The 26,224-nt window shown below is 49.9% G+C and carries 20 protein-coding genes; 12 read left to right on the plus strand and 8 right to left on the minus strand.

Features of this window, described 5'->3' with window-relative positions; all coding sequences use genetic code 11:
• The first annotated feature begins 48 nt into the window (after window positions 1-48).
• From glgP to PN498_RS10740, 7 genes are all read left to right on the plus strand, one after another.
• Entirely contained in the window at window positions 49-2,697 is a 2,649-nt protein-coding gene (gene glgP, locus PN498_RS10710) for an alpha-glucan family phosphorylase (protein WP_272062739.1), read from the plus strand.
• Between the two features lie 167 nt (window positions 2,698-2,864).
• A complete protein-coding gene (locus tag PN498_RS10715) occupies window positions 2,865-6,080 on the plus strand; it encodes a DEAD/DEAH box helicase (protein ID WP_272062740.1) in 3,216 nt (1,071 codons plus the stop codon).
• Between the two features lie 17 nt (window positions 6,081-6,097).
• The gene (locus tag PN498_RS10720) at window positions 6,098-6,556 is read left to right on the plus strand and encodes a DUF29 domain-containing protein (protein WP_272062741.1); all 459 of its coding nucleotides are present in this window, start codon (window positions 6,098-6,100) and stop codon (window positions 6,554-6,556) included.
• Between the two features lie 65 nt (window positions 6,557-6,621).
• Window positions 6,622-7,458, plus strand: a complete 837-nt coding sequence (locus PN498_RS10725; RefSeq protein WP_272062742.1) for an SWIM zinc finger family protein — start codon at window positions 6,622-6,624, stop codon at window positions 7,456-7,458.
• Between the two features lie 53 nt (window positions 7,459-7,511).
• The gene (locus PN498_RS10730; protein ID WP_272062743.1) at window positions 7,512-8,795 is read left to right on the plus strand and encodes a P-loop NTPase fold protein; all 1,284 of its coding nucleotides are present in this window, start codon (window positions 7,512-7,514) and stop codon (window positions 8,793-8,795) included.
• Between the two features lie 7 nt (window positions 8,796-8,802).
• On the plus strand, window positions 8,803-10,581 hold the full coding sequence (locus PN498_RS10735; RefSeq protein WP_272062744.1) for a tetratricopeptide repeat protein: 1,779 nt from the start codon (window positions 8,803-8,805) through the stop codon (window positions 10,579-10,581).
• A gap of 403 nt (window positions 10,582-10,984) precedes the next feature.
• Window positions 10,985-11,422, plus strand: a complete 438-nt coding sequence (locus PN498_RS10740; RefSeq protein WP_272062745.1) for an aspartyl protease family protein — start codon at window positions 10,985-10,987, stop codon at window positions 11,420-11,422.
• Window positions 11,423-11,624: 202 nt separating this feature from the next.
• Here the strand turns inward: PN498_RS10740 and PN498_RS10745 are convergent, their stop codons facing one another.
• From PN498_RS10745 to PN498_RS10765, 5 genes are all read right to left on the minus strand, one after another.
• Window positions 11,625-12,371, minus strand: coding sequence for a DUF554 domain-containing protein (locus tag PN498_RS10745; RefSeq protein WP_272062746.1), 747 nt, complete (start codon window positions 12,369-12,371; stop codon window positions 11,625-11,627).
• A gap of 96 nt (window positions 12,372-12,467) precedes the next feature.
• On the minus strand, window positions 12,468-13,823 hold the full coding sequence (locus tag PN498_RS10750) for a DUF2330 domain-containing protein (protein WP_272062747.1): 1,356 nt from the start codon (window positions 13,821-13,823) through the stop codon (window positions 12,468-12,470).
• Window positions 13,824-14,038: 215 nt separating this feature from the next.
• Complete coding sequence (locus tag PN498_RS10755) at window positions 14,039-14,962, minus strand: RnfABCDGE type electron transport complex subunit D (protein ID WP_272062748.1); 924 nt, start codon at window positions 14,960-14,962, stop codon at window positions 14,039-14,041.
• Window positions 14,963-15,092: 130 nt separating this feature from the next.
• The gene (locus tag PN498_RS10760) at window positions 15,093-15,524 is read right to left on the minus strand and encodes a hypothetical protein (RefSeq protein WP_272062749.1); all 432 of its coding nucleotides are present in this window, start codon (window positions 15,522-15,524) and stop codon (window positions 15,093-15,095) included.
• Window positions 15,525-16,310: 786 nt separating this feature from the next.
• Window positions 16,311-16,646 (minus strand): DUF1830 domain-containing protein, encoded by a 336-nt coding sequence (locus tag PN498_RS10765; RefSeq protein WP_272062750.1) that lies wholly within the window; start codon window positions 16,644-16,646, stop codon window positions 16,311-16,313.
• Between the two features lie 611 nt (window positions 16,647-17,257).
• Here PN498_RS10765 and PN498_RS10770 point away from each other — a divergent pair.
• Window positions 17,258-18,793, plus strand: coding sequence for a YcjF family protein (locus PN498_RS10770; protein WP_272062751.1), 1,536 nt, complete (start codon window positions 17,258-17,260; stop codon window positions 18,791-18,793).
• 193 nt (window positions 18,794-18,986) lie between these two features.
• Here PN498_RS10770 and PN498_RS10775 read toward each other — a convergent pair whose 3' ends face one another.
• Window positions 18,987-19,538: an adenylate kinase gene (locus PN498_RS10775; RefSeq protein WP_272062752.1), complete on the minus strand. Its 552-nt coding sequence runs from the start codon at window positions 19,536-19,538 to the stop codon at window positions 18,987-18,989.
• Window positions 19,539-20,051: 513 nt separating this feature from the next.
• Here PN498_RS10775 and PN498_RS10780 point away from each other — a divergent pair.
• The 3 genes from PN498_RS10780 (at window position 20,052) to PN498_RS10790 (ending at window position 22,780) form a co-directional block, all read left to right on the plus strand.
• A complete protein-coding gene (locus tag PN498_RS10780; RefSeq protein ID WP_272062753.1) occupies window positions 20,052-21,140 on the plus strand; it encodes a spondin domain-containing protein in 1,089 nt (362 codons plus the stop codon).
• Window positions 21,141-21,362: 222 nt separating this feature from the next.
• Window positions 21,363-21,953: a sigma-70 family RNA polymerase sigma factor gene (locus tag PN498_RS10785; protein WP_272062754.1), complete on the plus strand. Its 591-nt coding sequence runs from the start codon at window positions 21,363-21,365 to the stop codon at window positions 21,951-21,953.
• A gap of 2 nt (window positions 21,954-21,955) precedes the next feature.
• Entirely contained in the window at window positions 21,956-22,780 is an 825-nt protein-coding gene (locus PN498_RS10790; RefSeq protein ID WP_272062755.1) for an anti-sigma factor domain-containing protein, read from the plus strand.
• 292 nt (window positions 22,781-23,072) lie between these two features.
• On the opposite strand, the gene PN498_RS10795 is transcribed toward PN498_RS10790, so the two are convergent.
• Together PN498_RS10795 and PN498_RS10800 are read right to left on the minus strand one after the other, a co-directional pair.
• A complete protein-coding gene (locus PN498_RS10795; protein ID WP_272062756.1) occupies window positions 23,073-24,344 on the minus strand; it encodes a CPBP family intramembrane glutamic endopeptidase in 1,272 nt (423 codons plus the stop codon).
• Between the two features lie 41 nt (window positions 24,345-24,385).
• A complete protein-coding gene (locus PN498_RS10800; RefSeq protein WP_272062757.1) occupies window positions 24,386-25,246 on the minus strand; it encodes a tRNA (5-methylaminomethyl-2-thiouridine)(34)-methyltransferase MnmD in 861 nt (286 codons plus the stop codon).
• Between the two features lie 130 nt (window positions 25,247-25,376).
• Between PN498_RS10800 and PN498_RS10805 the strand changes: the two genes are divergently transcribed.
• The coding region (locus tag PN498_RS10805) for an FprA family A-type flavoprotein (protein ID WP_272062758.1) at window positions 25,377-26,224 on the plus strand (848 nt) is incomplete at its 3' end.

The following is a 26,224-nucleotide window of genomic DNA, read 5'->3' on the forward strand; positions in this document are numbered from 1 at the left end:
AAGAGCATGCGACAGCGCACCGTTCTGACGCAAAACTAACAACTGCCTATGCGCCCAATTCGCACTTTCAACGTAACTCCTTCCTTACCTCCTCGGTTAGAGGGTCTCAGAAAGCTGGCCTATAACCTCCAGTGGGATTGGGATGTCGATACAGTTGATCTTTTTCGGCGTCTCGATCCTGACCTGTGGGAATCCAGCCGTTACAATCCGGTTTTAATGCTGGGGACGATTAGTCAACAGCGACTGCAGGAAGTAGCAGAAGATGAAGGCTTCATTGCCCAGACGGATCGTGCACTCCAGCGCATGGAAGATTACCTGCGAGAAAGGACTTGGTATCACAAGAACCGTCCTCAGCCAGTAGGTGGCGAATGTTACGCCTACTTCTCGATGGAATTTGGCCTCACCTCCTGTATGCCTGTTTATTCAGGAGGACTAGGGGTCTTGGCTGGGGACCATTTGAAATCCGCCAGTGATTTAGGATTGCCGCTAGTGGCAGTCGGACTGCTCTATCAGGAAGGATATTTCGCTCAATATCTAAATGCTGATGGCTGGCAGCAAGAGCGCTATCCGGTCAATGACTTCTACAACATGCCGCTACAGCTAGAGCGGGATGACAATGGATCTGAGATTCGCATTGCCGTAGACTACCCGGGGCGGACCGTTTACGCTCGGATCTGGCGGGTTCAGGTTGGTACTGTGCCGCTGTATCTGCTGGATACGAACATCGAATCCAATAGCCAGTACGACCAAGATATCTGCGATCGCCTCTACGGTGGCGATATTGACATGCGGATTCACCAAGAGATTATGCTGGGCATTGGCGGCGTGCGGATGCTGGAAGCCTTGGGCTTGCAGCCAACGGCCTATCACATGAACGAAGGTCACTCTGCTTTCTTGGCCCTTGAGCGCATTCGCATGCTGATGCAGTACAAAGGGCTGTCTTTCCCTGAAGCCTTCCAAGTTGCGGCTTCGAGTCAGGTCTTTACGACTCACACACCTGTGCCAGCGGGGATCGATCTGTTCGGGGCAGACAAGATTCTCTACTACTTAGGGCACTATGCCCGCAGCTTTGGTCTCTCCGACGATCAGTTTCTGGCCCTAGGTCGAGGGGATACTGGCGACTTGTCAACACCGTTCAGCATGGCGGTGCTAGCCATCAGAACTGCCAGTTTCGTGAATGGCGTCAGTAAGCTCCACGGGGCAGTATCTCGGGAAATGTTTGGTCTGCTGTGGCAAGCTCTCCCCTTGTCGGAAGTGCCTATCACGTCCATCACTAACGGAGTTCATGCCAGAAGCTGTGTAGCTAAGCCCACTCAAGAGCTTTTTGATCGCTATCTAGGACCGAATTGGTCACAAGCCGGATCTAAAGATCCGCTATGGGAACGAGTGAAATCTATTCCTGATGAGGAAATGTGGCGCAACCATGAGCTGTGCCGCTCCCAGCTCGTCAAATATGTCCGCAATCGACTGAAGCAGAGCTTGGTTAATCGAGATGCCCCGCCGCATGAAATTATGAAGGCTGAGGAAGTACTCGATCCGTCTGTGCTGACTATCGGATTTGCCCGACGATTTGCGACGTATAAGCGAGCAACGCTCTTCCTCAGAGACTTGGAACGGATTCGCCAAATCATCACAGGCAGTGGCAAGCTCAATCGTCGAGTCCAGTTTGTCATCGCCGGTAAGGCACACCCCAGGGACATTCCTGGAAAAGAGCTGATTCGCAGCATTATTCACTTTACCCGTGATGAAGGTCTCGACAGTTCAATCGTCTTTGTGCCCAACTACGACATTCATACGTCTCGGGCGATGGTTGCCGGAGCTGATGTCTGGTTGAACAATCCTCGTCGTCCTCGCGAAGCCTCAGGCACCAGTGGCATGAAGGCAGCGATGAACGGCGTGCTGAATCTTAGCGTCCTAGACGGCTGGTGGGATGAGGCAGACTATGTGAAAACAGGCTGGGCGATTGGCTCTGGTGAAGAGTACGACAATCCCAACTATCAGGATGATGTAGAGGCCAATGCGCTCTATGAACTGATTGAGAAGGAAGTTGTGCCGCTGTTCTACGATCGCGATGAAAATGATGTTCCTCGCGGTTGGGTCAGCAAGATGAAGGACGCCATCTATCTGAACACGCCAACCTTCAATACGGCTCGCATGGTCAAGGAGTATGCCCGCCGGGCCTACTTCACCACCAGCGATCGCCTACAGCAGCTCATCACCAACCAGTATGAGCCTGCCAGGGAGTTAGCAGCCTGGAACAATCGCCTGCACGAGCACTGGTACGCCATCAAGATCGACTCCATCAATATCGCCGAGCCGACTGATTTGCAGGTGAATCAAACGTTTGAGGTCAAGGCTGACATCAATTTGGGGCAGCTAACCCCTGAGGATGTCCAGGTTGAGCTTTATCAGGGCACGGTGCAAGTCGATGGCGAAATGCACAGCGGCGTTGCTATTCCAATGACCTATGAAGGGGACAGCGGTCAAGGTCAAAGTCGCTATGGCGGCACTCTGCAATATTCCAAGAGTGGCTTGCAGGGGTTGTCTTTGCGAATTCTGCCGAAGCATCGCTACCTCAATAGCTCACTAGATCCCGGACTGATTCTGTGGGCACAGCCCGATGAAGTTCAGGTCTCGGTAGGCGAACAGGTCCCTAGCCCACTGCCTATCGCAGAACCAGCAGCGATCGCTAAATAACGGTCGGCAGCACTTTAAAGCTTGTCCGACACTCGACTCAAAGAGCAGGTAGCTTGATAAGAATTTTCTTCTTAAGGGCTGCACCTGCTCTTTTTGCGTATGAATGCCTTAAAATTTCCAATAATTCACTATCAAAAGTCCACCGCTGCCATTTTCAGGGGGCCGCGATGCAAGTTCTCCACGGTACTTGGATACCCCAATCAACAACCGATTTTCTGCAGACGGGTACCTTTTGTCTCTGGGTAGAGACCGATCAAAAAAGTCGTCGCCGTCGAGCAGGACATCCTTACCATCTGTTCGAGCCTGAGTTGGTTCCTCTGCTGGAGGGTGAACTAGGCATTCAACCAAAAGGACGATGGCAGTTAAAGGATTTTATTGCCCCACGTTTGTTCCTATTGCCCACGGTAGAGGAACAGCCACTGCCCTCTTTGGAGATGTCTCGCTACCTAGAAACAGAGACTCCAGATTCCTTCGACTGGCAGTTTTGGCAAATTGATTGCTTTTCTATTAGCGACAATGCCAGCTTAATTAGTACGCTGAATGACCTGCATTTTTTAGCTTTTTATAACTTGGCGGATGTTCAGCTAGGGGCTGATCTGCTGTTTTGGTATCACTATACCCAGGCGTTCAAACAGGTCATTTTACGGGACCAATATATCCCGGCGCTGAAGTACCGCAGCCTATCTACTGCTCAATCAACGACAGCTAAGACGAAAACTCGTTCCAAAAAGGCGTCCTCCCGAGCCACTTCCAGCCGTTCTAAATCAGCTAGCGACAAGTTTGAAATCTATGCCGGTTGGGAAATTGCCGGCGATCGCTACGAAAATGATCTGCAAGCCTACAGCGAATATATGCCCTATCTCTGCGTTGCGGGCTTTGATACACCACCTGATGATCTCCAACTCTTTGACCGCAAAACTCTGCTGCGCCATTTTTCAGAATGTTGGATGAATGCTTTAATCAAGCAAACATACCTGCCGCAGTCGTATTGCAAGCGGATTGAAGGGTCCCTCATTGAGGTTTGCCTACAACAAAGCCCCCAGTATCCGTGGGTAGGCAACGGTTCATCCCTAGAAAACTATCAGCGATGGCAGGCATGGCGCGATCGCATCAGCCGCTCAGAAACTGCGGCTCCCTTTCATATTGCCTTCAAGCTAGAGGAACCTGCTAAACCAGAAGACGCTTGGCAAATTCTCTTCTACGTAGCGCCTAAGCATGATCCCTCTTTGCAAATAGCCCTGCTGGACTTTTGGCGACTGCGGGGGAGCAAACAACAAGAACTACAAAAACAGTTTGGCGATGAATTTGAGCAGCACTTGCTCATGAATCTAGGTTACGCCGCTCGGATTTATCCTGGTTTTTGGGATGGTTTAGAAACCGATGAACCCGTTGGCATTTCCGTCAACCTGGATACGGCTTTCAACTTCCTCAAGGAAGCGGCCTGGGTGTTGGAAGATGCCGGCTACAAAGTCATCGTGCCAGCCTGGTGGACACCCAAAGGTCGCAAACGCGCCAAGGTACGGTTAAAAGCACAAGGCAAGTCGCTCGGCGGCAATGACAAAAGTAAGAGCTACTTCTCGTTTGAAACCCTGGTGCAGTACCAGTACGAGTTGTCTATTGGGGATAAGCCGGTTACCGAGCAGGAGTGGCAAGAACTGGTAGAGGCGAAATCGCCGCTGGTGAAATTTCGCGGACAGTGGATGGAGCTAGACCAGGACAAAATGCAGGAAATGCTGAAGTTCTGGAAACAGCAGCAGGCTGAGAATCCTGAAATGTCGCTGCTGGAATTTATGAAGCTAGCAGCGGCTGAAGACGAAAATAACCTAGAGGTGGAGTTCGATCGCCAAGATACGCTAGCCACCATGCTGACGCAGCTCAACGACAAAACGTGCCTGCATGTTTCAGAGGACCCCGCTCAGTTTGAGGGGACGCTGCGGGAATATCAGAAACGCGGTCTTTCCTGGCTGCAATATTTAGAAAACCTGGGGCTAAACGGCTGTCTGGCCGACGATATGGGGTTGGGAAAAACGGTTCAAGTCATTGCTCGTTTGGTGCAGGAGCGCGAACTGGCGACTGAGGCTGGAATCAAAAACATTCCCCCAACACTGCTCATTGCCCCAACTTCTGTTTTGGGGAACTGGCGACACGAAATTGAAAAATTTTCGCCTGGTCTACAAGCGATTGTGCACCATGGCAGCGATCGCGCCAAAGAAGCCAAAGACTTCAAAGCTATGTGTCGTGGCAACGATATCGTCATTACCTCCTTCACCCTGGCCCGCAAAGATGCCAAATTGCTCAACTTAGTCAACTGGCATCGCATTGTGCTGGACGAAGCCCAAAACATTAAAAATCCTAAAACAGCCCAGACCAAAGCCATCCTCAAGCTGGAAGCCAATCACCGCCTAGCACTGACTGGAACCCCCGTAGAGAACCGACTGCTCGATCTCTGGTCCATCTTCAACTTTTTGAATCCGGGCTACCTCGGTACTCAAGCACAGTTTCGCAAACAGTTTGAAGTGCCGATTCAAAAAGACAACAGCCCTACCCGCTCTGCAACCCTCAAGAAGCTGGTGGAGCCGTTCATTCTGCGACGGGTCAAAACTGACCAGTCCATCATCAAAGACTTGCCCGACAAGGTGGAACAAAAGCTATTTTGCAACCTCACGAAGGAGCAGGCTTCCCTCTATGAAGCGGTTCTTAAGGACGTTACAGAACAGCTTAATGACTCTGAGGGGATTCAGCGCAAAGGATTAATTCTGGCAACGCTGACGAAGCTCAAGCAAATCTGCAATCACCCCCGTCAGTTTTTGCAAGACGAGAGTGAGTTTGCGCCGGAGCGATCACACAAACTCAGCCGTCTCTCCGAAATGCTGGAAGAGGTGGTCGAGGAAGGCGAAAGCGCTTTGGTCTTCAGCCAGTTTCGCGAAATCGGTGATGCCCTCGAAAATCACCTGCGCCATACCCGTCACTACAAAACCCACTACATCCACGGCGGCACTAACCGCAAAAAGCGCGAGCAAATGATCGCCGATTTCCAAGATCCCGATTCAGATCCCGCCATTTTTGTTCTGTCGCTCAAAGCCGCCGGTGTCGGTATCACCCTGACCAAAGCCAACCACGTTTTCCACTTCGATCGCTGGTGGAATCCTGCTGTTGAAGATCAGGCCACGGACCGCGCCTTTCGTATCGGCCAGAAGAAAAATGTCTTCGTCCACAAGTTCGTCACGATGGGGACCCTGGAAGAACGCATTGACCAGATGATTGAAGACAAGAAAAAACTGGCAGGGGCGATCGTCGGCTCTGATGAATCCTGGCTCACTGAACTCGACAACGACGCCTTCAAAGAACTAATCGCTCTCAACAAAAGTGCCATCCTGGAATAGAAACCTCTCCTACTCCCATGACGACTGTGCCCTCTCATTCACCCTCTACGCCCCTCTACGATCGCGACTACGCAGCGTGGCTATCCCAGACAGCCTTACTACTGCGAGAAGGCAAGCTAGAAGCCGTCGATATTGTCAACCTGGTCGAAGAACTCGAAGACATGGGGCGCAGCGAAAAACGAGCACTTGAAAGCAACTTAGAAATCCTCCTGCGGCACTTGCTGAAGTATCAGTACCAGCCAGATCTCCGCTCCAACAGTTGGCGATTCACCCTTCTGGAACACCGCGATCGCATCCTCAAATCTTTCCGTGACAGCCCTAGCCTCAAACTCTATTTCAGCCAGATTTTTGCCGAAGCTTATTGCCGCTCTCGTCAGAAAGCTGCTGTTGAAACAGGGCTGCCGATTGAGACTTTTCCCAATGTTTGCCCCTTTGCTCCCGAAGCCGTTTTAGATACAGCGTTTTTGCCTGCCTGAATCTGCCTGCCTGACCCTGACCGACTGACTTTATTTGACCCAAAAGTGTTATGGAGTAAATTGCAATGGCTAAATTTGGACGAACTTGGTGGGGACAGAAATTCATTGAAGCGATTGAGAAACTGACCGATCCTGGTCGCCTCAGTCGAGGACGCTCCTACGCTAGCCCCTCCCGCATCCTCAGCTTCAATCTGGAAGACAGCACAGTCACGGCTCAGATTCGCGGCAACGTTAATCCCTACTTCGGCGTTTATGAAGAACCGCGTTATCACACCGTGATTGACTTTGAGCCGATCAGTCGAGCTAAGTGGGCTGCTGCGATCGCCCTCATTGGGTCCAAAGCCAGCCTCATTTCTCGCCTGCTCCTCAACGAAATTCCTGAAAACATCGAAGACAGCTTTGCCACGCTAGGACTACACCTGCTGCCCGCCAAGAAAGGCGATTTCCATACCCAGTGCTCCTGCCCAGACTGGAGCAATCCCTGCAAACACGTCGCTGGCCTCTACTATCGCATTGCCGAGGAAGTTGATCGCGACCCGTTTTTGCTTTTTCAGCTCCGTGGTCTCTCCCGCGATCAGCTCCAAGCCGAACTTGCCAAAACGCCCCTCGGTCAAGCCCTCTCCGCAGAACTCGCCGCCCAACGAAAGCCCCCAACGCCTGTAGACAGCTATTTCACTCGACCCGAACTGCAATCAGCACCAGAGTTGAGCTTGAAAACATTTTGGCAAGGGGAAAAACGACTGCCCCAAACCGTTGAAGCCGTTTCACCATCGCCCGTCTCAGCCGTGCTGGTCAAAAAGCAAGGCGACTTCCCCGAATTCTGGCACCGAGACAACTCCTTCATTGAAGCAATGGAAGGACTGTATGGCTACGTTAAGAGCAAGAATGCCAAGAAGCTCTAATCGCTTGGCTAAGCGCTCGGTATGATGAGTGTGGTTTCTGGGAAAGAGTGGGTATGGTTAGCGATCGCTACGCGGAGTTCATCACAGTCTCTCGAAACTTAGAGAACTTTCCTCTATTAGCAGCAGAGGACATCGAGAGATTCCGGGTTCCCTACGGACAGCGTGTGCTGGCTCGACTGCGAGGCGACATTTTGTCAGTCGGAGACGCCGGTAAAGTCATTTTCACGGGGCACCGAGGGTGCGGCAAGTCTACTTTGCTGGCGCAACTGCCTCGATTAATGCGAGAGGACGACCTCTTCGTCTCCTTCTTCTCCATTGCTGACATGGTAGAAATGTCAGACGTGAACCATATCAATATCCTGTACGCTATTGCGCTGAAGCTGCTGAGTCAGGCAACGAAGCAACGAATTCCCATTACCGAGAACACCAAAAATACCCTCATCAACTGGTTTACTCAGACCAAGTCTCGGACTTACATAGACCAACTTAACCAAGCCATGTCTGCGGGAATAGACTTCTTTAATTTTTTTACAGGGAAGTTGCAGAAGGAAAGCGTTTTTCGAGAAGAAATCAAAGAAACCTACGAGCGCAGCGTCTCAGACTTATCCCGGCAGATTGACCTAATTGCAGCAGCCATCTTTTCGGCAACTCGAAAGAAGGTCCTCGTCATCATTGATGACCTGGATAAGCTAGACCTGCCCGTAGTGAGGTCCATTTTTCAGGAAAATGTCAACGCACTGTTTTCACCCAATGTCCGGGTTGTCTTCACGATCCCGATTTCGGTGATTCGCGAACCCCAGATTTATGCGGCGCTGGCGGCCAGAAGCAACGTTATCCTGCTACCCGTGATGAAGTTCTTTCCGAAGGAGAAAGCTCACCAGACAGAGCGCGTTCCTATTCAGTCCAATGTTGAGATGTTGGAACGAATTCTGGAGAAGCGAATTCCAGCGCACCTAATTGAACCTGACATGGTGCGGCAAATTGTATTGCTAAGCGGCGGCGTCCTCCGCGAACTGGTTCGTCTTTGTCGAGAATGCTGTCGGGAGTGCCTACTGGTCATAGACCTGGAGCCTGAAACAACTGACGTTAAAATTAACGACGACATTTTGACCGAAGCAGTCAAGTCTCTGCGGAACCAGTATGCACGGCCTATCGGCACCAATCGCTATGCAATGCTGGCGCAGACGTATGAAAATTTTGCCCCGCCGGATGCCGAGAGCGAAGAGTTTTTGGAACTCCTGCACGGGCTGTATGTGTTGGAATATGAGAATGCCGACCTGTGGTATGACCTGCATCCCCTCGTTGCCGACATCCTGCGACGCAAGCAGCTGATTTAATCCGCCCATGTCCTTACCCGATCTTGACGCTGGTAACCGACGCGAATTCCGTAAGCTGGTGCTCACCCTTCAGGCCAACATCCAGCGGCTCGATTTGGTGTTGGCCATTTGTGATGACCGCAACCTGCAAGCCCAGCTCATCACTGCCTACGAAACCAAACTTGCTGAGGCCGACATTACTCCCCTCCGCGTCCGCCTTAGCCATAAGCGGCCCAGCCTCCGTGCCGCTTTAGTAGACCTCACTGAACAAGAGCCGATTTTGCAAAGAGACCCTGCCATTGTCACCGTTCTCAACGCGGGAGAACTCCTTGGCGTTCGCCTCACCGATGACAAGTCTGAGCAGGAACGCTTTTTCTTTTCCCTTCAGTGGACGCGGGAAGCTCTGCGGCAGTTCAACTTTCCCATCGTGCTGTGGCTGCCCGACAGCATCGCCACTCGCCTCGCCCAGCAGGCTCCCGACTTTTGGAGCTGGCGCAGCGGCGTGTTTGAATTCACCACCCCTCCTCCCGCCCCCGCCATCACCGCCCCTCACCTTGCCCCCCAGCCCCTCCAGTCAGAAACAGACCACACCGATAGCGACAGTCAAATCCCCATCGCCGACCTGCAACAGCAAGTCGCCGCCATTGAAGAAACCTCCCCCCACTCGCCCCTGCTGACTACTCTCCACAACACCTTGGGCGACGCCTACCAGCGTCAGTACGATTATCAAGCCGCGCTAGAACAGTACAAAAAAGCCCAAACCCTAGCCCAAACTCACCAAGATCTCCCCAACCAAGCTCGCGCCCTCCATAATTTGGGAGATACGCTGCGTGCCCACGGCCGTCCCCCCCAGGCAATCAGCTATTACGAACAGGCACTCGCCCTTTACCGCCAGCTTGAAGACCATCATGGAGAAGCCGCAACGCTCAATCAGCTTGGAAATGCGTACTTTGCTCTGGGTCAGTATCAGCAGGCGATTGACTTTCATCAGCAGTCTTTAGAGATTAAGCACGAGATGGGCGATCGCCGTGGCGAAGCCTATTCCCTCGGCAATTTGGGCAGTGCGTATCTTTCGCTCGGCCAATACCGGCAGGCGATTGACTTTTACCAGCTGTCTTTAGAGATTACACGCGAGATGGGTGATCGCCGTGGCGAAGCCTATTCCCTTGGCAATTTAGGTCTTGCATATCGTTCACTAGGTCAGTATCAGCAGGCGATTGACTTTTACCAGCAGTCTTTAGAGATTACACGCGAGATGGGCGATCGCCGTGGCGAAGCCTATTCCCTTGGCAATTTGGGGATTGCGTACCATTCACTAGGTCAATATCAGCAGGCGATTGACTTTTACCAGCAGTCTTTAGAGATTGCGCGTGAGATGGGCGATCGCCGTGGCGAAGCCTATTCCCTTGGCAATTTGGGGATTGCGTACGATGCGCTAGGCCAGTATCAGCGGGCGGTTGACTTTTACCAGCAGTCTTTGGAGATTAAGCGTGAGATAAGCGATCGCCGTGGCGAAGCCAATGCCCTTGGCAATTTGGGGATTGCGTACCATTCGCTAGGTCAGTATCAGCAGGCGATCAACTTTCAACAGCAGTCTTTAGAGATTGCGCGAGAGATTGGCGATCGCCGTGGCGAAGCAACCTCCCTATTCAACAAGGGGAATGCGTTGGCGAAGCTGGGTAAGAAATGGGAAGCACAGTCATGCTACGAAGCGGCACGGGCTTTGTATGAAGAACTAGACTTACCTAAAGAAGTCGAAAGATGCGACGCAGCCATTAGCAATTTGGGGGAAACGGGTGGTGGTTGAGCCAAAGCGTGCACCGCCCATCGGCCAAGCTGCTTCAGCCACTCCCGGTGGGCCTGAAAGCTCAAGAACTTCTGACGAATCAAGTTCATCATCAAGGGGACAAAAAGTACCTGTATGGGTTTGGTTCTTACTGGCATTGGGAATAGCCGTATTGGTCGGGTTGATGTTGTCACGATGATGAAAGGGGCGCTGCTGATCAGCAGTAATGATTAGCTCCTCTTCACCACGAAGTCATTGCTTGAAATCCCCCAACTTGCTTCTAAAACTTAGGCTGTACAAACGATAGAGCAACTTATGCCTAACGGATAGGAGAATAGAAGGGGGATGGGTGAGAACGACCTATCCGAGAGAATAGTCTGTGTGTGCTTCTACAATAGCAATAGGGCAACTTGGGAGGGTCACCATGTCTACAGACCAAGCAATGGGTAAAATTCTCACCACACTCACTATCACCAACCGAGCCGATCAGATTCTTGCCTCCAGACAAGTCATACCAACTGACGAGATCCGCTCTGTCACCCTCAATAACGTTCTAGTGGACACTGGAGCTACAACTTTATGTCTCTCTGCTGAAGCGATCAAGCAACTCGGGTTAGAGCTTCTTAAAGAAGTCGATGTTGCTACTGCGGCTGGTTTTAGTAAAGCTCGAATTTTTCAGGATGCTCGTATTTCTCTGATGGGACGTGAAGGTACGTTCGAGTGCTTAGAACTGCCAGGTGGGCAGGATGCTTTATTAGGCGTCATTCCTCTAGAAGCACTTGGTATTGAGTTGGATTTACGGAATCAGAATCTCAAAGTATTGCCGGAAGAATCGATTGAGACTTATCTCACAATCCTCTAACTGAATGCAGATGTTTGGGGCGATCGCGTTTGTGCTGGAATAGACATCAAAGGCCCGGTGGGGCTGACGGCAGGACAGAAAACGACATTGACAAGGCCGAGGGATAAGGGCAGAAGTCAGAAAAGGGGTGAAGGGAGAGTTCGTTATTTTAAGTTTTGAATTTTAAGTCGGGTAAGTGCTGACGATGATTGCAAAAGCTAGCCTAAAGTGTGGTGAATTGTAGAGCGATCGCCACCAAGATTGGCCCGACCACCAACGCTGGCAAAAACGACGCGACGCGAATTTTGGCGACTTCCAGTAGGCTAAATCCTAAGCCGATGATCATCATGCCGCCGATGCCCGTCGCGACGAGGACATGGGGATCGGTGGTGGGGTCGGTGATGACGGCGGCAAGGGTGCCCGCCAGGAGAGAGAGGCCACCCTGCACAACGAGTATCGTGAGGGCTGAAAAGCCGACCCCGATGCCATAGGTGCCCGTAAAGGCAACGGAGGCGAGGCCGTCCATGGTGGCTTTCAGCGTTAGCAATGTGTTGTCCCCCGACAAGCCGTTGTTGAGGCTGCCGACGATGGTCATGGGGCCAATGCAAAACAGCAGGCTAGCGGCTACAAATCCCTCTGTAAACTTGCCGCCACCCTGCACCTGAGCCTTTAACGTATCGCCGATCGCAACCAGTCGCTTCTCAATCTGCCACCACTCGCCCAGCAGGCCTCCGAGGACTAATGCCAGCAGCCCTAAGATGACGCCATCCACCCGTCCTGTTTCGGCTTCAAACAGGCTCCGCGACATCGCAAACCCGATCACCAGCGTCAGTAATCCCACGGCCTGAGTAATAATCTGCTGCATCGCAACAGGCAAGCGATGTCGGAGCAGCAGCCCAAACCCCGTCCCTACCAGAACAGTCGCCACGTTAATCCAGGTGCCACTGGTGCGTGCCCAAAAATCCAACATGCCATCCACGAAATAAAAAAACCTTCCCCTTTGACAATACTGGGGAAGGCGATCGCACCACTAAACTTGGGGGCGCATTCTGGGCAACGATGCGCCCTACGACAACATACTCTCTAGCAAACGATCAGATCGCCGCCACAGCTCTTCCCACCAAGGGTTCGAACCCCCTTCGCTGAGGTCTGGTAGCTTGCTCCGGATGTTGTCAATATCCCATCCTGTCAGCCGTGCTAGCGTTTGGGCTTCCTCCTCAAAGCGAGAGGGCAGCGATCGCTGATACTCCTCGGCAGCAGGACACGTCGCTTCGCCCGTGTAGGGATGCTGCAAAATATATCGTCCCTGGAAAAACTCTTGATTGTTCGTTTGCTGAAATGCCAGGTCTTCAGGAAACTTGCTGCGGGTATATCGAACATGGAGTCGCGTGATGAACACGTTGGTATCCCAAGGAGAGGTATTGGGCCGCACCCAAAAGACACCCGCCTGTCGCAATTCCTCGGGCGTTAGCGGGTCAGCCGAGCAGGGATCGCAGCCGCGCATATCCCAGGCATATTCCAGAAACGCGACTTCGCGATCTTGTTGCTCGTAGCTGCGATCGAACATGGCTTTGTAAAAGTCACCAAATTCGTCTTCTACAAAGGTCGGAATTCGAGCATCCGAAGGAATTTTAACGGTGCGGTAGTTCGTCAATTCCACTTGTCCATCCGGAGACAACAGATAAACTACCAAATCCTGGGCGCTCTGAGCATTCATCATGCCCAGACGAATTGGCAGCATGAAGCGCGGTGATTCGTAAGCAATCTGAAGGGGACGCAATTGCTGAAACTCAGATTGCTCGAACTCCTCCAGGTTCACCCTAGCAACGAAAAATTTAAGGCCCTGACGGATGTAAGGCTGCAATAGATCACTGGCTCCCTGCGGAATCTGATAATCGTTCTGAATCAGCCAAGTCTCTAAACCGTCTGACTCCTCAGCACTGAGAATAACGATGTCGTACTCACCAACAGCAAACTCGGCCTCCACCGTGACGCCTAGCGCCTCTGCGCTAGCGCCGCGAGCAGCGGGAGCGGCAGCTGCCTGCGGCAGTGCCCTATCTTCGTAGAGAACTATCGGGTCGCAAGGATCAGGGTCGAAGTATTCCACTAAGCGCGGAGCACTGAAGTCATCGAGTCGCTCCACAATGGCCGGGTCGCCCACGTTGACCTGACCTTCCTGCAACACAGTAGGAACAGGTACGACCATGGCAAAGTCAGCCACCTCTCCCTGATAGTCGTTGGCCATTGTGAGAACAGTGCGATCGCCTCGTCGCGCAATAATGACCTGCGAGGCTTCGTTATATAAGCTTGTGTCTGCTTTAGCCACATAGAAACCGCAAAAGGCTAGCGCGGCGGGTGTAATGACCAGAAACGCTGCGATCGCAACAACAATTCCAGTCAAAATAGAACGAGATAATTTCATGGATTTTAGTCAAGAGTAGTTTGCTATCAGCTACTGCTAAGGAATTGGAGTGAAAGGAGGATGGCGAAAGGCAATTACCGTTGGTGATCAACGGGAGTAGCTCGTATGGCCTGATGTCAACTCTGTGTCTATGAAGCTATGCAATAGCGTCAGACGCACTCGAACATCAAAACCGACTCTCCATATCAGCCTTCATCCCCTCGAATTGGTGGCGTCTAAGATGCTGTAGGACTTTGAGAGGGTAGTCCTTTCCAGGTAAATCGCTTTGATTCCCATACGGCATCTAAAACAACTGTCAGGGGAGACATCACAAAGAGCGCCCAAAATACAGCCGTTGATAAATAGAAATAGTTCCGCAGAATGAAGGTTAATGCGGCGATGCTGATTGCCCAAATGAGACGAGCCGGACGAGCATTCGGAATTGATCGCGGATCCGTCACCATAAACAAGGCAAACAGCAGTAGAGAACCGCTAGACAGTCGATGTAGCCAAACATCCCAGGTCCATCCTAGATACCAATTGCGGCCTGCCTCCAACAGTGCATAGCTGCCGAGAAAAGCCGCCGTTGTGTCCCAGCGGCCCACTCGCTTGAGCACCATACCGCCTGCCCCTAGGAAGATGAGCGCATACCAAAGCTCTTCGCCCCACTGTCCGGGGGAGACCCAAGCATCATGGGTTAGCGTCAGCGCTGCAATGATGCCAATGTTGGCAGGATTGAAAAAATGTTTGTCATTAACCTTGAGACAAAATTTGCTGGCGATCGCCACAAATGCCGCCAGTGCCATCGTGGGCAGATGATCGACTCGCAGCAACAGGCTAAGCCCCAAAGCTGAGATCAGCGGACTCCGCCAATTCAGCTTAAAGTTTGCTAACGCTTCTAGAAAACGAGCGGGCAATGTGGTTTGTGGAGCCTGAATAGCTGTGGGTAACAAGAGTTCGCCGCTGTCTTCTGCAGTAACTTTGGAGCGATGATGAAAAGCTGAGAAGAGGGCTTGTGTTGTCAGGCTTGTGGCGATCGCCACCCCAACCACTTCTGGCTTGAGTGTCCAATCTCGGGTCGCTAACCCCAGCACCAAAAATAACGACAGAAATAAAATTTGATAGTCTCGCGCATCTCGCAACACTGACACTGTCTCCATATACTGTGACTGTTCTGGTTGCTAGTATGACGATGGCTTTGGGGCGTCCGTTGCATGGTTACATCTTCTGTAACGACCTAACTCAGAGGTCAGCAATTAACTCTGTGAGGGTTATCTTTGTGAGGTGACTTTACGCGATCGCTCTGCTAGCCCATTCCGGCTTACGATCAGTGATGACTAAACTCTGATTCTTGGGCTTGACCAGTTTCTTGACATGCCAATTGTTGGGATCCCAGCCGGTAGCGACCCAAACATTTCTACGAGCATCGTAAATAGATGCCTCAGCATCGCGATAATTAAAACTGAAGAAAGATTCCCCGCCTGCTTGGGAGCCGGCTAGAACAGCCTCTGAGTCATGTAGCGTGAATTGTCCAAAAACTTGATCAAAACCCATAATCAAGTTGCCCTGGTTGTTAAGGCAAATGGCTTTGAGGGACCGTAGATTGAAAATAACATCCAGGGTATTTCCATAAGAATCACCTTTAACTGTGCCTATGAGCTTGTGTCCTGATTCAAAAACATAGACAAAGCGAAAATGACTGGTATGTAGACACAGGTTCATGGATAAACGCTCTATGAAGGAGGGACAATTCAACACATTTCCTTGAACAGGTGGTTTTGCTGCCCATATTGGGGAACGCTAGCCTCTAGAAGAAATATGAAGCTGCCAGTAATACCTAGTCGCAGGAAGTATGCTCAGGTAGTTCGCCGTGCGTAGTATCACACCCTATCTAAAAAAACTATAAGTTTTGATGGCTGTGGATCTATAGGCTCTTTAGGTCATTTCACAGAGCCTTGAAGAAAACAGCTAAAATCTAAAGTAAATGTAAAAGTGCACGTATTGTTTACGGATTAAGCTTTTCAGACGAAAGTGTCCCCGTTTCAGACCTCTAAAGTCTGACTCTAGCTACATCGAAACTACATAATTACCTTGAGTGTTTACCCCTCAGGTCCAAATTGTGGAGACCCTAAATTTGAAAGCTCTCGAAGTCTATGCTTTGTCAACATTCGAAGTGAGTGTAGGTGTAGGTGGTTAGCGTAGAACAAAGTGTTGGCGGAGCCTTTCCGAAGGAAATAACTCAACAATAGCCAGGGATACGTTGGGTTTTCTGACGGCAACCCAATCTACAAATTTAGGCTAGGCAGACCGCTATAGCTTCAAAAGCCAAAAGGCATAATGGTCAAGACAAAAAAACTGGCCCTATGATCTAGAGCCAAAAAAAAGTCGATGGATATTCACCATCGACTTCAAGCGAAGAGACTAAGTTGTCCGTAAAAAGTTGACTATTAAAAGTATTGTCCTGTAGAGGTTATCTCAAAAAGCTGTTCTTTTGAGGATATCTATGGTCTAAGCAACGGCTGAAACTGCAACAGATTCTTTGCCTTCTAAATCGGAAGAAATTTGTTTTTCCCAGGGAGCCTGGTCTCTGGGATCAACCATTAACCGTTCGCAAGGGATCGTATCAGACAAGATAGCACTCGCCATCATGCCGGTGTGGATTTCTAGCTGAGCTTCAGGGACAGCCTCGAACATTAAGCGTTGCCCTGGAAACACAACCCGTTCGAAATACCAATCACAAATATTGGTAACTCGGACTATCTGCATCTTGCTCGTAGCATTTGTATAGCAGCACAGCGTGGGTTCAGACTGATCGGAAGGTAGACTATCAAGAATCTGGGTCATAAGACGTCAAGGGCGAACCATAATAAACAACTAAATATTAAACTAACACTCTCAGATTAACTTGGCTGTAAAGGCGACTACCATCAATTCTTTCTCTTCCCTGAATGCCCAAAATTCAATGATTTATACCTCTTGAGGCAAAACCTGTTTCTCGCTTAAAAGACTTTTCCGTGATCCCTAAAAACGGCCAGAATGCCTCTTGTAAGAGGATTCAGGATTTCCGCATCTATAATAAAGGGGACTTTACTGTCACTATCTGAGATTTCCTTAATGATGATCTCAGGATTTCTTAGAAATCTTTTTTGATTTGATCCCCGTCTCTATTAAAAAGTTGACTGATGGGTCAAACCAGGAACTATAAACGTGCTCAAAAATACCAAATCCTATTCAAAATGTAGCGTCATTAACTAAGCTGTTTGGAAGTGAAAACATAACTCAAATCTGTTCTCTCAGGTATCTTCATATACAATTTAGTGGCAAGATTAAGAACAGGGTAAGTAGCTATTTTCTTTCGGGTTCTAGGCAAAATCAGAGTCAGATTTAATAAATCTTTGATAATGAAAAATAAGATTGTAACGAAGGGTTGAGATGCGGAGGAGTGCTTAGATGCCATGAAACAAGTTCGCCTGGTTTTCATTGGCATTGCTGTTGTTTTCGTTGTAGGCGCACTCCTGTGGCTGGTCGATTTCGTGCTACGGATCCAAGCTGCGATCGCCTATTGGTCACCTCTCCTCTCACAAATCTTCTTGGTCAGCATGATTTTGCTGGCGGTAGCGGTCACGATAGCAGGGGTCTACTATCTACGTCCCTTTCTTCGTCCCCGCCGTAAGACAGCACCAAGTGTTCCTTCAGATAAAAAGAATGCCGCCGCCGTTGCGATCGCAGGCGTCGAACAGCAGGTAGCTCAAATTCAAGACGAAGTGGCCCAAACAGCTCTCGAAGAGCGGTTGCGAACCCTGTCGAACAACTGGCAGCAGCGGGATATCCGAATTGTTTTATTTGGTGTTGGGTCGGTTGGCAAAACGTCGATTGTGAATGGACTGTTAGGAGACTGGGTTGGGTCAGTGGATGCACCCATGGGAACAACCACCGTGGCGGCAACGTATCCCTTGCGGCTGCCCAACATCGACACAATTTTATGGTTGACGGATACGCCCGGCTTGTTAGAAGCCAGCGAAGCAGGTCAAGAACGGGAAGCTCAGGTCAGACATCTGGCAGCCGAAGCGGATTTATTGCTGTTCGTTATCGATGACGACTTACGACAATCTGAGTATGCGCTGGCGCGATCGCTGCTAGACATGGGCAAGCGTCTCATCATCGTGCTCAACAAGGCTGATTTGTATACAGAGGAAGACTTTCAGACCATTCTTAGAAAGGTGCGATCGCGCTTTCAGTCTGTGCTGACCCCAGAAGATGTGGTGGATGTGGTGGCAAATCCTCAGCCACTGCGTTTAGCAACTGGAGAATTGGCACAAATGGAAGCCGACCTGTGGCCTTTGGAGAAACGTCTTACCGAAGTCCTACGAGATGAAGGAGCAGATCTGTTAGCGGATTCAATCTTGCTGCGATCGCAGCGCCTCAGTGAAGAAGCTCGAACGTTAATTCAAGCGCAGCGCCGCACCGCCGCCGATGTCATCGTTGAGCGCTATCAGTGGATCAATGCAGCAGTTGTAGCGGCAACTCCGCTACCGGGAGTTGATTTGCTGGCGACTGCTGCCATCAATGCCCAAATGGTTGTCGAGTTGGGTCGGGTCTATCAGTTCGACCTTTCTATCGAAGAAGGAAAGGAGTTGGCCTATACCCTCGCTCGAACGCTGACGGGGTTAGGCATTGTGAAAGGCGCAATGAGTTTGCTGACGTTGGGAATGCAGACGACTTTGCCGACTGCGATCGCCAGTCGCGGGGTTCAAGGCATCAGCGCCGCCTACCTGACCCGTATTGCCGGTAAAAGCTTCATGGATTACTTTTCTCAGAACCAAGATTGGGGTGACGGTGGCGTTGGTGAAGTAGTGCAGAAACAGTTTCAGCTCAACCGCCGTGAGCAATTCGTACGGGAATTCGTTACAGATGCCATTGCCCATCTGCGAGATGAGGTAACCGTACCGTTGGATTTACCAATAAGAGATTGGGAGAAGAATGAGCCGTAAAGGAACAACGCCTCAGCCTAGAATGCCTGTAGTTAGAATGAACGGTGCCCATTTTAGGGCATCTCCAAGCAAGAATTGACCGCTGGTAGGGTGTCATTAGCGCAGCATAATGCACCATAGCCAGGTGTTTTTATTTTCAGCATCTCCTTACGCTGGCTTCAGGCATTGGATGAATCGTTCGCATGACCCCATTCTAGATGCCGAGTCGTTGACAGATGGTCTGCTCAATCGCCTCAGGTGACTGATGACCATCCACTTTCAGCAATCGTTGCCGATAGCCGTAGTAGTCCAAAATCGGGATGGTCCGTTCGTAAAGCAGGTCAATTCGTCGCTGAATAGCTTCAGGATGGTCGTCATCACGGGATCGAGTCAGCGATCGCTCCATCAAAATGGCTTTAGGAACATCTAGCCAGATAGCCCAGTCCACCTTTTGCCCCAATTCATCAAGCAGGAAATCTAATTCTTCAGCTTGAAATGCGGTGCGAGGATACCCGTCCAGCAGCCAACCCTGAGTCGCATCGGGCTGTTGCAGGCGATCGCGCATCAGCTCAATCATGACCGTATCATCCACAAATTCTCCTTTTTCCACGACGGGCTGGACTGCTCGACCCAAAGGCGTTTGAGCTTCAATCGCCTGGTGTAAAACATCTCCGGTGGAAATCCAGGGAATGCCTAGTGCTGCCTGTAATCGTTTTGCCTGAGTGCCCTTACCCGCCCCAGGTCCACCCACCATAACAAGTCTCATGGGATGTCTCCTAATCCCGTTTGATAGCCGTCGCTAGTTCCATTAGATCAAGATGCAGGCTATCTGGTGAAGCACCCAGATGTTATTGAGTGCACAAGCCTAGATAGCTAAAGCTATACCTTCCACCTTACTGCCGACATCACAAAGGGATGTCAGTTTTGATAGGAATTGTTGGAGTTGAAAAACAGCATTACGCAATGGCAACCCTCAAGCAATCTTTGGATCTGTTGCCAGTGAGCAATATAGCCGTCGTCAGTTCCGTTAAACAAGACGGCGAGCCATCTGTTGATGCGCGAAGCACTCCAGGTACCTAGCCTAGAGGCTAGAACTCATAAATCAACAAGAAAGTTAGTCGATCACAGATCCAATTTGCCTCTGGCTTTGTATATGAAATGAATCCTTAAACAGGTAGCGGTTCTAGATAAGTCGCCCTCTTATTTTAGAGCCGCAGGGCGTGCCTGCCATTGGGATTAGTTTTCTGATTGCAAAACTGATCACATTAGAGGCAGCACTATGCAAACGCAGCTAACAATCACTGTTGAAAATTTAGCGCCTGAAAACGGCACTTCCTTAACGCCCTTCTGGTTTGGCATCCATGATGGCGGTTTTGACACTTATGATCGCGGACGTCCGGCCTCTGCAGGATTAGAGAGCGTTGCCGAAGACGGTGCAACCGTTGAGATCAGCCGTGAATTTGACCTATCAGGTTTCGGCACTATCCAGGGCACGATTGGAGATGCTCCCATTGGTCCTGGCGAAAGTATTGAGTTTGAAGTGACGGTAGATACTGATGATCCCACCAGTCGCTACTTCAACTATGCGTCAATGATTCTACCTAGCAACGACTTTTTCATCGCTAATGGCAATGAACTTGCCCATGAGATATTTGATGAAGACGGTAACTTCCTAGGGGCAGACTTCGTTGTATCAGGAACCGCTGTGCTAGACGCAGGGACTGAAGTGAACGACGAACTGCCTGAGAGCACTGCCTTTTTCGGTCAGTCCGCACCCGACACGGGTACGACCGAAAACGGCGTCATTCAATCGGCAGAAGGCTTTATCGAAGATGGCCGTATTCTGAGTGAGCCTCGTTTTGCGGCGGCTGACTTCACACAGCCTGATTATGAAGTCGTCCGTATCACTGTCGCTGAATCCGAACCCGATCCTTTAGAGCCGCTTGCTGAGCTAATTGATTTAACTGGATTTGATGGTGAAGTGTCTATATCTCTGACTCTGTCGCGAGAAGCTGCCTTTGACAATATCCTGCAGTTTTACGAGACAGATGCAGAGGGCACCATCGCAGGTCTCAAACCGGGGGACACTGGATATGAAGATGCTGTTCGTGAAAACCTGATTGACGGTCTAGAGTTGACGGTACAAAACTTTGAAACCGTTGACCAAGACCTCCTAATTACAGGCGGAACGTTCTATGCTCCTGCCCTACTAATTGATGGCGACATCAACAACCTAGCAACTATTGATGATGCAGTTACAGGCATGAGCCGCATTGAGCGCGACGGCAATATCTGGGGATTCGAGGATCTGTCAGACTTCGACCTCAACGATTTTGTGCTGACGTTAAACAGCGCTGAAGTTGCTTAGACAGCAGCCTGGCCAACAGAGCCAAAGTTGCCGATGGGGATGCGAGATATCGTGTCCCCATATTGTCATCCCCTATCTCCTCCCATCACACTACAAAAGGTCAGCTAATTCTCATTTCACTCTCATTTCTTTCCAACTAGCTCCGGCGAAACTGTGCTTTGTTACACCGATTGCTGAATAGGCAAACAAGCGATGAATCGTCACATTCCACAGGAACCTAGGATGAGTGCTTTTGAGTCAAAAGCATCTTCCAGTGAGGATTTGAGCAATTTAAAAGATGCTGAAATTGTGCAGGTGATGCATTCAGGGTGCCTGACAGCACTGTCAATTTTATATCGGCGTTACGGAGGGGCCGTTTACCGTCTGGCGTTAAGAATATTGCGAAGTCCGGATGAGGCAGAAGATCTGACACAGGAAGTATTTCTGACATTCTGGCAAACAGCCTCCTATGACCCATCTCGTGGGACAGTTTTGGTCTTTTTGCTAACCATTGCTCGATCGCTGGCCCTTAATCGTCTCAAACGATCTCAGGCCCACTATCGGCGTTTGCTTCAGTGGCAGATAATGCGATCGCCTAATCCCCACAGTGCACCTTTCGAAAATGCCACCCTTGAAGAACTGTCTAAGCATGTAGCAGACGCCATGAAAGCACTCCCGGACAATCAGCGAAAAGTCCTAGAAATGGCCTACTATGATGGCCTAAGTCAATCCGAAATTACCCGACGTTTGAATATCCCCCTAGGAACGGTTAAAACGCGATCGCGCCTGGGACTTCTCAAATTACGGCAGCTTTTAAAGGACTGGATGGAATAATTGTGGAACCTGCTGACTCCCCTCGTGCCCTTCAGGAATTGCTTGCCGATTATGTCTTAGGCAATCTGACGCCTGAAGATTGCAGCAAGGTTGAGGAATTGCTTGAAACCATGCCGGATGTGGCGATCGAGCTAGAGCGTTTACAGTCTACGTTATCTGTTTTGCCACTGTCACTGCCCCACGCCACGCCATCGCAACAGCTAGAGCAGCGAATCATGCAAGCTGTCCAAGGAGAAACACAGGCATTTCAACGACGCCCGTCTCCTCAAAGATTTTCCTGGAAATGGCTAGCAGCGGGCAGCGCAGCAGCGCTCCTAATGGGATTAGGTTATGAGGTGTATCGCCTGCGTCAAAATTGGACTCTTGCTCAGCTTGAGAATCAGGCCCTGCAAGAACAGCTGGCTGCTACTCAAACAGCTCTCGAACAACTCCGCCAGAATGAGCTAGTTACGACACGTCAAGAACTCTCTCGCTATCAAGAGGCGATCGACTTACTGCGACAGCCCAATAGCCGCTATATGCCTTTGAGGGGCACGGAACCGGGAATTAACTCTACGGGCAGCCTGATCATTGTTGTGACGATGAATTCTGCCATTTTGACACTGCAAGATGTTCCTGTTTTGCCAGAAGGTCAAGTTTACCGAATGTGGGCCTTAGTAGAGGGTGAAAAGGTTGCTTGCGGAGACTTTAGGCCAGATGAATCGGGGAGGGTATTTGTTCAGCTTCCTGTCGATCAGTGGGGCGAAACGCCAGAAATTGCTATCACCGTTGAGCCCACACAAGAACTTGCAGAACCAATTGGTGAAATGGTTATTTTTGGTAGCTGACGACAGAGGGAAGAATCTCTTGTTGATGCAGGCTCTGGCTGTCTCAACCCTCTTGAGCTAAACGGTTACAGCTCGATTAGCATCTCTAAACGACCTCGAAATTGCTGTACGCCTGCTAGTTTCTGAGTTGTAAGAGTAAGGATGATGGGTGATGTGGCGCCACTTCCCTATTGTAAGAATCACTTAGATCTTGTAGTTGAATTTACGCCAATTGCTTTGCCCCCCTGCCCCCAAATTTGAGGAATTCAAGGGGCGAATACAGCGAATAATGCTCTAGTGCAAGAGCTGAGAATCACTCATTCTTGAAATAGGGAAGTTGCTCGTTTTTATCCGGAAAAAGACTGTTTAAAGCGAACAGCATAAGCAACGAAAAAATCATACTGAAAAAGATGTATAGATTGAGATGAGGCTGTATAGACGCTTGATAATCGGTGACTGATGTAAAAGTCTCTCGCTCTGCAAGAGATTGGGTAAAAAAGCTGACCATGTTTGTTGCTACAACTAAAAGATTATAGACAGCATGGCAAAGAATGGGCGTCAATAAGTTCGCCGTTTTGATATAGAGAAGTGACAGGAATACACCTGTAATTATCAAAGAGAGGACATCAAACCGTAGATGATAAACAGCGAATAGTAGAGAAGACGTCAAAATCCCCCATTTGAGTCCCCACTTCAGTGCCCACTTTTGGAGAAACAAGCCTCGGCATAATAGCTCCTCAACAATAGGTGCTAAGACAATAGCGCTAATTGCCCATAGGATAAGCTCTACAACATTCGTGAAGAACTTTTGGTTGATGAATTCTTCGACATAGCCTGGAAATACAAATGAGATACCGAACAGAAGTAAAGGTAGAAAGCTGTAGGCAAAAGCGTATTTCAAGAATGCGACCAACACAATATCTTTGACCCCAATTGTGTTAGAAAAACCGCATACCTTGGTCAAATTCAAGCCAACGGATTTGACTATCCTAATTAACAGAGTCAGAAAGATAAGAAACCACAACACACCAACTACGTTATTTATGGTGATGTTCTCTTGTATCTGTGAAATATCCTGACCGTTGAATAGGGTAACTACCATCGCAACCATTAACAGAGGAACTGGTATGGCAAAGAAGAAGAATAAAGTTATTTCTGGAACATTGAGTTTATAGAAAGGTGCCGATGAAGGGTGTCCAATATGCTCTATTTTTAAATCAGCGCTGTGTTCTTTATCAGGAATGAGCAGTAGCACAAAAAATCCAAACCAGCTCAATAATCCCAGCCATCCTAGCGCTTCAGGATATCCCTTACAGCTTGCATACTTCAAACAGCCTCGAACGAAAAAGACATAACCTATGATCAAACTCAGGACAAAAATAATGCTCCCCAGAAAAGTATCGATTCCCTGTAACACAAACACTACAGGTGCAAAAAGAGCATTCGCGACTGGGTAGGAAGATAAAAGGGTTTGAAATCTTACAAACACCGAGACGGTAGCCTGCAAGATGAAGGGGACAAATTGGATTAACGTCCCTTTTAGAATGAGGTCAAATGCTTTGTCTTTTTGGGTTTTTATTGTCATAAACCTGTAGCCGATTAGCTTTTATCAAGACACTAATAATGCTAAAGCCAACGTTTGCGCCATGCCCCAGTTGGCTTTAAAGGCGAAGTGGCTTGTTCCTGAGTACGACGAGCCTGAATGGCCTCTGCGCTATCTTGCAGAGTCGGATCGCGATAGGGAACAGCTGCCCGCGTTTCCAAATGCTCTTGTTCCTGCTGTGACAAGGGATGAAGTGAAATGTCGGCACGGGTCGCTAACGTCCCTGGCCAATGGTGACCTACGGTAGGAATGGAACCCATTCGCAGACCCACCTCTCGAAATGCCGCACGGACGGCAGCCGCGCAGGAGTAGGTTGCCAAAACGCCTTTGGGATGTAGGCATTGAGCAACAAGGGTAAGAAATTCAACAGTCCACAATTGTGGACAACGGGGCGGAGAAAACGGATCGAAGAAAATGACATCGGCTTGAAAGTTTCTGTGAGCTAAGGCTTGAACGCGATCGCGTGCATCCCCAATTAACAAATCAGCTTCCCAGTCACCACGAACTTGATGGCTGTAAGCAAGTTTCTCAAGCGCTGTTTGTACAGCTATTGGCCAGTTGCTGAGCAGACCTTGAGCGATCGCTGCTTTCGGGACCAACTCATCTAGTTCCAGTCCGACTAAACGAATCTTTATGTTTTCTTCAACTGCCCAAAGGCTTTCCAAAGCAGCAGCCGTGTTGTACCCCAAGCCGTAGCAGACATCAAGGATAGTAATCTGTTTTTGCTGTAGAGCACGATCTACTAAGCGAGTCGCTTGAACGTAAGTTGTACGGGCTTCTTCATACGCTCCACTGCGGCTATGAAACCACTCTCCAAAGGTTGTAGAGAAGAACGTATCACTGCCATCAGCAGTTGGCTCTATGGGAAAAGCGGGAACGTCCATATCACTCTCTTTAGTGAACCTAGGAAGATTGATAAAAGATCCTAACTGCTTTCTTTAGCAGAATGAGGCACAATAGAAGGTATTAAGAAACATTGCTATTGCTAAAGTCTGTTGACACAAGGAGGGCTAAATGGTCGTAGCCGCACCCCCAATTCAAAAGCGTCTCACAATGCAAGTGGAGCCTGATATTGCAGCTGACACCACAGCCATACGGTCTCTGGATTGGGACCGCGATCGCTTCGACATTGAGTTTGGTCTACAAAACGGCACAACCTACAACTCCTTCATTATTCGAGGCGAGAAGACGGCTTTAGTCGATACCTCTCATGCCAAGTTCCGCGACCAATACTTGCAGAGCCTGAAGGAAGAGATTGACCCCACTGAGATTGATTACCTCATCATCAGTCACACAGAACCCGACCACAGTGGCTTAGTTCGAGACGTTCTGGAATTGGCTCCGCAAGCGGTAGTCGTGGGTGCAAAAGTAGCCCTTGCTTTTTTAGATGACTTGGTGCATCAGCCCTTCGAGCGCTTGCAGGTCAAGAACGGTGACACTCTGGATCTGGGTAACGAACATGTTCTGGAATTCGTCAACGCGCCGAACCTCCACTGGCCAGACACTATTTTCACCTATGACCATAAGAGTCAGGTCCTGTTCACCTGTGATGCCTTTGGGCTGCACTATTGCAGTGGTGAGATCTACGATGAGGACTTAGAAGCTATTTCCCCAGACTTCCGGTTCTACTACGAGTGTTTGATGGCCCCTAACGCCCGTTCCGTTCTGTCTGCCATGAAGCGGATGGATGCGTTGCCTGAGGTCAAGACGATCGCGACTGGACATGGTCCTTTGCTACGCCACAACGTCCAGGAACTTACCGGACGGTATCGTCGCTGGAGCAAAGAGAAGAGCCAGTCCGAGACGCTGGTAGCGGTATTCTACATGTCTGACTATGGCTACAGCGATCGCCTCTCTCAGGC

This window comes from Oscillatoria sp. CS-180 (assembly GCF_028330965.1).
GTDB lineage: Bacteria > Cyanobacteriota > Cyanobacteriia > Phormidesmidales > Phormidesmidaceae > Halomicronema.

Coding starts and splice junctions, on each gene's coding strand:
- glgP (WP_272062739.1), top strand. CDS start 49: ATGCGCCCAATTCGCACTTTCAACGTAACTCCTTCCTTACCTCCTCGG.
- PN498_RS10715 (WP_272062740.1), top strand. CDS start 2,865: ATGCAAGTTCTCCACGGTACTTGGATACCCCAATCAACAACCGATTTT.
- PN498_RS10720 (WP_272062741.1), top strand. CDS start 6,098: ATGACGACTGTGCCCTCTCATTCACCCTCTACGCCCCTCTACGATCGC.
- PN498_RS10725 (WP_272062742.1), top strand. CDS start 6,622: ATGGCTAAATTTGGACGAACTTGGTGGGGACAGAAATTCATTGAAGCG.
- PN498_RS10730 (WP_272062743.1), top strand. CDS start 7,512: ATGGTTAGCGATCGCTACGCGGAGTTCATCACAGTCTCTCGAAACTTA.
- PN498_RS10735 (WP_272062744.1), top strand. CDS start 8,803: ATGTCCTTACCCGATCTTGACGCTGGTAACCGACGCGAATTCCGTAAG.
- PN498_RS10740 (WP_272062745.1), top strand. CDS start 10,985: ATGTCTACAGACCAAGCAATGGGTAAAATTCTCACCACACTCACTATC.
- PN498_RS10745 (WP_272062746.1), bottom strand. CDS start 12,371: ATGTTGGATTTTTGGGCACGCACCAGTGGCACCTGGATTAACGTGGCG.
- PN498_RS10750 (WP_272062747.1), bottom strand. CDS start 13,823: ATGAAATTATCTCGTTCTATTTTGACTGGAATTGTTGTTGCGATCGCA.
- PN498_RS10755 (WP_272062748.1), bottom strand. CDS start 14,962: ATGGAGACAGTGTCAGTGTTGCGAGATGCGCGAGACTATCAAATTTTA.
- PN498_RS10760 (WP_272062749.1), bottom strand. CDS start 15,524: ATGAACCTGTGTCTACATACCAGTCATTTTCGCTTTGTCTATGTTTTT.
- PN498_RS10765 (WP_272062750.1), bottom strand. CDS start 16,646: ATGACCCAGATTCTTGATAGTCTACCTTCCGATCAGTCTGAACCCACG.
- PN498_RS10770 (WP_272062751.1), top strand. CDS start 17,258: ATGAAACAAGTTCGCCTGGTTTTCATTGGCATTGCTGTTGTTTTCGTT.
- PN498_RS10775 (WP_272062752.1), bottom strand. CDS start 19,538: ATGAGACTTGTTATGGTGGGTGGACCTGGGGCGGGTAAGGGCACTCAG.
- PN498_RS10780 (WP_272062753.1), top strand. CDS start 20,052: ATGCAAACGCAGCTAACAATCACTGTTGAAAATTTAGCGCCTGAAAAC.
- PN498_RS10785 (WP_272062754.1), top strand. CDS start 21,363: ATGAGTGCTTTTGAGTCAAAAGCATCTTCCAGTGAGGATTTGAGCAAT.
- PN498_RS10795 (WP_272062756.1), bottom strand. CDS start 24,344: ATGACAATAAAAACCCAAAAAGACAAAGCATTTGACCTCATTCTAAAA.
- PN498_RS10800 (WP_272062757.1), bottom strand. CDS start 25,246: ATGGACGTTCCCGCTTTTCCCATAGAGCCAACTGCTGATGGCAGTGAT.